This window comes from Bacteroides xylanisolvens XB1A, assembly GCF_000210075.1.
GTDB classification, from domain to species: Bacteria; Bacteroidota; Bacteroidia; order Bacteroidales; family Bacteroidaceae; genus Bacteroides; species Bacteroides xylanisolvens.
In genome coordinates this window covers 424,790-430,234 of record NC_021017.1, presented here as the reverse complement: position 1 = coordinate 430,234, position 5,445 = coordinate 424,790, and the positions used below count along the sequence as shown (strand labels likewise).

Sequence of the window (5,445 nt, the reverse complement as noted above, 5' to 3'; positions counted from 1 at the left end):
TGAAAGGATTTTTATATACTGTTGAACGGTCGGCAATCGGTTCCGATTGAACTGCGGCACGCCAGACTTTGCCGTCCGGGGAAGTCTTGTAATGGTATCTCCATTTCCCGGATTCACGGGCAACTAAAAACATCTTGTATCTTTTCGAAGCATTACTTTCCTGTTTATCCAGCCAAATAACAGACGCGTCACGTTCTGAGTTATAGTCAACGATATTTGTTCCGGCTACAACGGAAAGAGTGGGTTTTGTCCAGTGAATACCGTCCGTTGATTCCGCATAACAAGTCACTCCTGCTCCGCTAGTTGCATAGGAGCCACCACCTGCCATGTACCACATTTTGTATTTTCCTTCCTTTTCGTCATACCATACCCCGTCGCTGAAAGGAGCGGCGAATGCCGCACCTTTTGTTCCAGTTTTCTCCCAATCCTGTTCTGGTGTCAGTATCGGATTGCCTGAATAATATTCAGGATAATAGAACGTACGTTTCAGATTAGTGGATTCTATCAGGAAATTGTCTACAAATAACTGGCGTCCTACCGAGATATTAATAACAGAAGGTTTATCCGACAGATAAAAAGGTGACATTCCTTTTTCCAGTTCAGACGAAGATGAACGTACCGGCGGCCACTGTTCGGGCAGACGAATACCATTGTACAATAGCCGTGAATCTACCGGCTCTTCGCAAGGGGGAGCCACTACCGGGGGATTATTATCTCCATCCGGAGTATCATCACTGCCACCGCAAGCTATCAGCATACAAGGCAGGAAAAATAGTAATGTATAAAATAAACGTTTCATAGTCATTTATCTTTTATTTGTTTGCAGGAACATCTATGCCACAGGTTGACAGTCCCGGTCCGCCGCCGCTTGTATATCCACGGCTTTCGCCCGTTTGCCACGGAGAAATCCAAAATGCATATATATCAGCGTTATCCAGGTAGAACTTCAAACGGACAGCCTTCCCGATAAGTGATGCTATATTCTGGTGTTTCTTCCATGTAACCAACAATTTTGTTTTATCTGTTTTCTTCATCGGTACACAGTCTTTCCGTGTGAATCCTTCTAATGGCTTTCCATTTTCATCCAGAATTTCTACAGCCAAGCTACCTTTTACATCTGCATTGATAAAAAGATGTTTGCCGTCAAAACGAACCTTCTCTGTCAGCAGATAGCCGTCCTTATCTCCATGCATGGAGACAAAACCATCTCTGCGCAAAGTAGCCAGTCCGGTAGATGTATAGCTATCCCACATAATCTTGTTCCTTTGGCGTCCGCTAGAATAGAAATAAAGTGAATCTCCTACTATCAAAGGCACTCCATTGATAGACTGCATATTTCCCCAGTTCCATGCTCCTTCCGTCTCATTCACTGCCATGAAAGGCTTGAAAGAAGGACGATAGAAATGGAAGCCGTCACGGCTATACCCTAGAAAGATTTCATTCTTTTTCTGAATACCTAGTTTGGCACAAACTCCATTTTCCGGTCCCTGCCATACACTGTACAATCCTAACATAATGCTTTCATAAGCAATGGCATCAAAATTGTAAATACCCGGTTCTACTTCCGGAAACTCCGGATGACGCGGCTCTTTATCGCTCGGAGTAAACCAGTAGACCATATTCTTATCAGGTACTCCTTTTCGGATACGATGTGCGAAACTTACTGCCATTTCCGGGTCTTTATTTTCCAAATAACTGCGTGAGCGGGAAGAAACTGTTGTCCCGTAACGCATACTCAATGCCCACACATCACGGAACGGATTGTAGAATGCGGATGAACGGTCGTATAAATCACCGGACTGGGCGACTCCCTCTCCCCAATGAATCCCGTCCGATGAGTATTTCAAAATAAATTGCCATCTGCGGTCGGTGGGGCGGCGTTCGACATTGAACATCTTGTACCGTTTGGACGGGTCTTTCTCCTGTTTGTCCAGCCAAATAGTAGCTGCGTCACGATTGCAGGTATCTACAATATTGGTTTGGTTCCAAATATCCAGTACAGGTTTTGTCCAGTACTTGCCGTCTTCCGATTCGGCATATCCGGTATAAAAGGTCTGATTGTCTCCTTTGTGAAGAACACCTGCACCTGCCAAGTACCACATTTTGAACTTCCCGTCTTTTTCGTCATACCAGATCCCATCACTGAAGGGTGCAGCGTAGAGTCCGCCTTCGGTTGTCTTTTCCCATTCCTTATCAGGTCCGAGTACCGGATTCCTTTCGTAGAACCGGGGAGTATGAATCACTCTATTCAAATTAGTTTCTGCAATCAGAAAAGAATCAACAAATAGTTGCCGTCCTACATTTACAGGAATTACTCCCGGCTTTTGTTCAAGATAGGGTATCGGCATATCTTGTGCTTTTTGTGGTTCCGCATAGCGGGGTGGCCATTGTTCAGGCAGGTGTATGCCATTGTAAAGTACTTCTGTTTGGGCAATAGCGAGCCCCGGTACTACCAAACTGAACAGTAGTACCGCAATATTTTTCAAATTTATCATGCTAATTCTTTCTTAGTTAATATCCCGGATTATTTTCTGTGATATAAGGGTTAGAATTCACTTCATTGATAGGAATCGGCAACCATTCGTGCTTATTGGTGACGAATCCTTTAAAGTCATCTGCCGATATGAACTTCTTGAAGTTAGGATCGGATTCCTGCAACTCTGTAAAACGGCTGGCTAGCTTGCCCCAACGGAGCAAATCATAGAAACGATGCCCTTCCAAAGCAAATTCCAGGATTCTTTCATTCTGAATATCAGTCATGGTTACCGAAGGGAGTTCGCTCATGTTGACACGTCCGCGTACTTTATTTACCGCCTGCAAGGGAGTCATGTTTGATGCTTGCGTGCCACCGCTAACGATAGCTTCCGCATACATCATCAACACATCGGCATAGCGGATATAGCGCCAATTCACTCCATGGGCACGGGGCTGATTATATACATACTCCTTAACGCCTGCACCTACACCGACCAGTTTAGGAGTCCCGTCTGCTTCCGTTTGTGTAGGCATGGAACAATCAATCCCTTTTCTTATACCTGCTTTGAATGAATGTGCCAAAGGATTGGACACGGTAGCAAATCCTTCTTTTCCATTCTTTGCAGGATAAAGTTCTTCCCATTTATAACCGCCGGGACCTTCCAGACGTACAGGATTGCCGCCTGCATCATTTCTCAAATGAATGCTCGCATCCAAATCATTGAATATCATTGTGGAGAACATCCGGATATCCGTATAACCGTCCTTGTCTACCGAATTCACAAATGCGTTATAAAGCCAGTTATGTACTACGCCTTCATAACCTACTCCCGCCCCCGGTAACATCAGTCCACGTGAATCGAACGCCAAACCGGAAGTGGCAAGCCCCGGATTGAATCCTGCATTATCGACATCGCCTAAGAATTGAAACTCAAGGATTGATTCTTCATTATTTTCATGAGCGACATCAAAATTATCAGCATAATTTTTAGTCAGGTCATAAGTTCCGTACTTTCCGTCTATAACATCACCAAATTCTTTGGCAGCTTCACTGTAAAATGTAGTCTTGTCTTCACCATAATATTGTTCGATTCCACTACGGTAGAGGTAAGCTTTTCCCAATAAGGCGGCTGCGGAAGCTTTTGTCACACGACCGGCATTCTTGCTGTCCCAATATCCCTTCACGGGCAACAGTTCTTTCGCATGTGCCAGGTCTTCTTGAATAAAATTCCATACGGCAGCAGGTTTTTCCAAAGGACGGACATAGTCATCGCCATTGCGTGGCATCTGTCTGATGGGAGATATATTCCGGAAATTAATCAATAGGTAATAATGCGCAAATGCCCTCCAGAAATAAGCTTCCCCCATGTATGCGTTCCGCAGTTCCTCATTACCGCTGAAATCAACAGACGGGGCGGTTTCAATAATGTAGGATGCTTGAGAAGCAGTGGTGTACATCAATGTATAAGGTTGCTCGATAGTGTAATAACTGGCATTTAAGTCGGCACCAAACATGCCCGGTTTGCCATAATCCGAATTGGACGATGCCTCGTCGGAGCGGATTATCGTTGTTTTAGAGCCGGAAGCTCCCAGGCAGCGTTGCGTAGACATATATCCGTACATGGTCATCACTGCGTCATTAACAGCGGACGGACTGGTGAAATAAGCTCCCATACTCGGCTGGTTCGGATTAATTGCCAGGTCATCAAAGATACCGTTGCATCCATGTAATATCAAGCCGCCCGCCAAGATAAATGCGGCATATACTTTCTTATAGTTTTTCATATTAATCATATTTTTAGTTATCAGAATGAAGCGTTAAAACCAAAAGTGAATGTCCGGGCATTAGGATATGAACTGATGTCAATGCCACGTGAGAACAATACATTTGAACTAACTTCCGGGTCATAACCGGAGTATTGGGTCAACGTAAACAGATTTTGTACGCCTGCATAAACACGCAGTTTATTGAACCGGATTGCTTCCAACCACTTTTTAGGCAGTGAATAGCCTAACTGAAGGTTTTTCAGACGTAAATAGGAACCGTCTTCAATATAAAATTCACTCGGCAAGGAGTTTCCGCCACTAGTGTTTTGGGTTTTCATAATAGGGATTCCTGTATTCCTATTTGTTTTCGTCCATCCATTCATAGCCTCTTTGACTACATTATTGGAATAATCAAAATAATAGGTGTACTTTTTCTGATTGAATATATCATTTCCCTGCACTCCCTGAAAGAAGACAGTCAAATCAAAGTCTTTGTATTCCATGTTGATGTTCAAACCGTATGTGAAGTCAGGGATAGGGCTACCCAGAATAACTTTATCATTTGCATTGACTACTCCATTCTTGTCCGTATCCGCAAATATGAAATTTCCTTCCGCATCAAAACCGTCAATCTTATAGCCATAGAATGAACCGATAGCTTCTCCTGGCATGGTAATGGAAGCTGCATCATTAAAATAGCTGGACATTGCTCCGGAAGTAATCGGCTGCACGTTTTCTCCCAATGATAATACTTTATTCTTCAACGTTGCGATATTGAATGTTGCATCTATATGGAAGTCTTTCGTCAATTGTTTCCTGTAATTCATCATAAACTCCCATCCTGTGTTTTTTACGGAAGCTGTATTAACGTAGGGTTTTTCACGTGAACTGTTGATTTCAAAGATTTGCCCGGAAGACAGGTTCAAGTCTATCTGTGCCAACAAATCTACGTTCTTTTTCACGAAATAGTCTAATGACAAGGTCAAGTCGTTGTTGAAGAAGCCCAGTTCGATACCAATATCTGTGGTTTTGGCAGTTTCCCATTTCAAGTCTTTCGATTTCAGATAGGCTGCGCGTCCTGTCACATAACGTTCACCGCCTACTGTGTAAGGAATAGGTCCATAAGCTATCGCGTCAAAATTATAAGGATTGAGGAAGTTGGCACCCAACTCACCGTAGCTAGCTCTGATCTTCAATTTGCTC

3 protein-coding genes and 1 pseudogene are annotated in these 5,445 nt (G+C 43.6%); all 4 read right to left on the bottom strand.

Annotation, left to right across the window (positions count from 1 at the left end):
• Window positions 1-799: pseudogene (locus BXY_RS01765) on the bottom strand (hypothetical protein); the annotation flags it as partial.
• Between the two features lie 13 nt (window positions 800-812).
• Entirely contained in the window at window positions 813-2,495 is a 1,683-nt protein-coding gene (locus tag BXY_RS01760) for a hypothetical protein (protein WP_004296065.1), read from the bottom strand.
• Between the two features lie 16 nt (window positions 2,496-2,511).
• Entirely contained in the window at window positions 2,512-4,260 is a 1,749-nt protein-coding gene (locus BXY_RS01755) for a RagB/SusD family nutrient uptake outer membrane protein (RefSeq protein ID WP_008775738.1), read from the bottom strand.
• 20 nt (window positions 4,261-4,280) lie between these two features.
• Window positions 4,281-5,445 (bottom strand): TonB-dependent receptor domain-containing protein (locus tag BXY_RS01750; RefSeq protein WP_208946713.1); only part of this gene is annotated, 1,165 nt, incomplete at its 5' end.

Bases quoted from the DNA above. Each gene is read 5' to 3' on its own strand.
- BXY_RS01760 (WP_004296065.1), bottom strand. From the start codon at position 2,495: ATGATAAATTTGAAAAATATTGCGGTACTACTGTTCAGTTTGGTAGTA.
- BXY_RS01755 (WP_008775738.1), bottom strand. From the start codon at position 4,260: ATGAAAAACTATAAGAAAGTATATGCCGCATTTATCTTGGCGGGCGGC.